This window comes from Arenimonas aestuarii, from assembly GCF_054781715.1.
In genome coordinates, this window is record NZ_BAAGTW010000002.1 from 1 (window position 1) to 2,802 (window position 2,802).

The 2,802-nt window shown below is 54.8% G+C and carries 3 protein-coding genes; all 3 read right to left on the bottom strand.

The window, feature by feature from the left end; all coding sequences use genetic code 11:
- Positions 1–174: 174 nt before the first annotated feature.
- The 3 genes from ACYVJH_RS00655 to ACYVJH_RS00665 all read right to left on the bottom strand — a co-directional run bounded on the left by ACYVJH_RS00655 (position 175) and on the right by ACYVJH_RS00665 (position 2,187).
- Positions 175–555, bottom strand: a complete 381-nt coding sequence (locus tag ACYVJH_RS00655; protein WP_460452756.1) for a hypothetical protein — start codon at positions 553–555, stop codon at positions 175–177.
- Positions 556–987: 432 nt separating this feature from the next.
- Positions 988–1,281, bottom strand: a complete 294-nt coding sequence (locus ACYVJH_RS00660; RefSeq protein WP_460452757.1) for a hypothetical protein — start codon at positions 1,279–1,281, stop codon at positions 988–990.
- 525 nt (positions 1,282–1,806) lie between these two features.
- The gene (locus ACYVJH_RS00665) at positions 1,807–2,187 is read right to left on the bottom strand and encodes a hypothetical protein (RefSeq protein WP_460452758.1); all 381 of its coding nucleotides are present in this window, start codon (positions 2,185–2,187) and stop codon (positions 1,807–1,809) included.
- Positions 2,188–2,802: the final 615 nt, after the last annotated feature.

Genomic DNA, 2,802 nt, shown 5'->3' on the forward strand with positions numbered 1-2,802 from the left:
GAAGTAAACGACGACATGCGCGATACACAGCAGTGCAACAAGCCAGAAGAACTGCGTAAGTAGGCGAAGCGTTTCAGTTAGGAGCACTTTGCTTGAGATGCTGCGTTCATTCATTTGCGGCCTAACACCTTGAGTTAAGCCGCGTGCCGGAGGCACGTCGGCTTGAATGATTAGTTAGGCATTGGCAGAGCTACGGGACATGCGCCTAACGACGCTCCCCACAGATACGCCAACAACCATAGAGATAGCCATAACCGTCCACTGGACTGCGACAACTGACCAGGGGAAGGATTGAATGCGCGACCCATACATCACGGCCAATGCCAGGCCCATAGCGATACTAACGCCAAGTGCTACAGCAGCATTGAGCAAGGGTCGACGATGCTGCTGGAACGCGAAGATAGCGAACACAGCAAGACAAAGCACAAACAATAGACTCAGCCCCATCAACTGGCCGAGGCTACCAGCCGGAAAAAGAATGCCTTCGATCACACCGGTAGCGAAACGGGCAAGGAACAGGGCGACAACGAGGGCAGAGAGCGCAGTCCAGTTCAAGTTGATCTCCATCCAATGCCTAACGCCTTGAGTTAAGCCGCGCCGAAGGCGTCGGCTTGAATGATTGGTTAGGCCCCCTGTCCGCGTCCAGGTTGGCGCCGCAATGAGGGCAGTAGTTTATACGGTGCTTGATGCTGCCGAGCTTAATTCGAAAGACGCCATACCTAAAGAGCGGAAACTTGCACTCAAGGCATGCGATGCGCGCCACCAGCATTGAGTACGGGATTGCAAAGCCCAGGCAAGCGATTGGCAACCAGATTAGCCGAGAGAAATTCTCAGGCAGCGCGGACAATCCTAGGAGGATGAGAGTTGCCAGGGCCAGCCCACCCACTAGGCTTTGGACGGTCCTTTTCCACAGAACATCGCGAGATGTCATCAGGGGCCTAACGCCTTGAGTTAAGCCGCGCCAAAGGCGTCGGCTTGAATGATTAGTTAGGCGCGATGCCTAAGCGAAATTGCGAGGTAGAAGATTCCGACCGCGTGTAACAGCATCCCCGGATACATGAAGCTAATGAGCAGCCAGTCGAGTTGCTCCAGTTCTCCCCCCGAGTCACCCGCCATCGTCTTGTAGTAACCGATTGCGTGCATAACTGAGCCAAGAGCGATCAGGAGTCCAGCGACTTTATAACCGCGGAAGGCAATTACGACCCCAGCGATTGCTATTAAGACGTTAAACCACTCGATAAACCAATGGAGCCATCCGAATGCGTGCGTGATCTCTTCCATGTCTAACGCCTGAGTTAAGCCGCGTGCCGGAGGCACGTCGGCTTGAATGGTTAGTTAGCCGATACGGAAGCCCGATTGACGACTGTACGTCGCTCAAGGATGAACTCGTAGTCGGCTCTGTCCAAGCCTGATATCTCGAACTGCAACATTGCGAAGTCTGAACACGCAGCCGGTACCTCATTTGCTCCTAATGGTCTTGTGAAGGAACCGTATGAGATATGAATCGTCCCATCTGCGACGCCGTGGAGAACGGCAGACGAGTCGACTACTCGATCTGTAGCGCTTTCTATACTCCACGTCTGAAGCAAAAGTTTTCCGTCTTCACTCCAGCTCGATTCGACATTGTCTAGGCCTTCGTAGAGTCCGGGTGGCGTACCGTCGCTCCCGCGAATTACGGTGAACGCGAGTTCTGCGCCAGACGCCGACATAGTGCACGCAAGGAGTAGGAACGTAACAAGTATCTTCATGCCGGCTAACACCTTGAGTTAAGCCGCGTGCCGGAGGCACGTCGGCTTGAATGATTAGTTAGGCATTGGCAGAGCTACGGGACATGCGCCTAACAACGCTCCCCACAGATACGCCAACAACCATAGAGATAGCCATAACCGTCCACTGGACTGCGACAACTGACCAGGGGAAGGATTGAATGCGCGAGCCATACATCACGGCCAATGCCAGGCCCATAGCGATACTAACGCCAAGTGCTACAGCAGCATTGAGCAAGGGTCGACGCTGCTGCTGGAACGCGAAGATAGCGAACACAGCAAGACAAAGCACAAACAATAGACTCAGCCCCATCAACTGGCCGAGGCTACCAGCCGGAAAAAGAATGCCTTCGATCACACCGGTAGCGAAACGGGCAAGGAACAGGGCGACAACGAGGGCAGAGAGCGCAGTCCAGTTCAAGTTGATCTCCATCCAATGCCTAACGCCTTGAGTTAAGCCGCGCCGAAGGCGTCGGCTTGAATGAACAGTTGGGCATCACTCGCCCTCACCAACCGGCGATACCTCGATCCGCTCTACCTTATGCAGAGTCAAGACAGGAACGCCGCGCTCGTTGCACGAGGTAGCGCCGACGAACACAGCTTTGAGCGAGTTGCTCGTGTATTCCTCTGGACGACTCACGTAAGAGAGCAGGCGTTCATTTTTGGACGCGTGCGACTGAATGGAATCGATAGCAAGTCCTATACCGCCAATTGCCGGGCTATCGCTGATTAGAGCACCGTGACGGCTCGGATGCAGGAAACCAGACACTGTGACCTCAACTGGCCGGCACGGGCGGGTAGTTGCGATACTGGAAATGCTGCCCTGCCCGCCACTGGCGACGGTGCAAGCGGAGCTGGCGGAGCAAGCGATTACCAAAAGCAGGTAGCGAAATACTGCCATGTGATGCCTAACACCTTGAGTTAAGCTGCGCCGGCCGCGACAGTCGGTCTACCGGGATAGACGGTCCGGCGTCAGCTTGAATGATTGGTTAGGCGTCCCTAGCCAAAGAACATCCCAAATACTGCCGCTATCGCG

Coding starts and splice junctions, on each gene's coding strand:
- ACYVJH_RS00660 (WP_460452757.1), bottom strand. CDS start 1,281: ATGGAAGAGATCACGCACGCATTCGGATGGCTCCATTGGTTTATCGAG.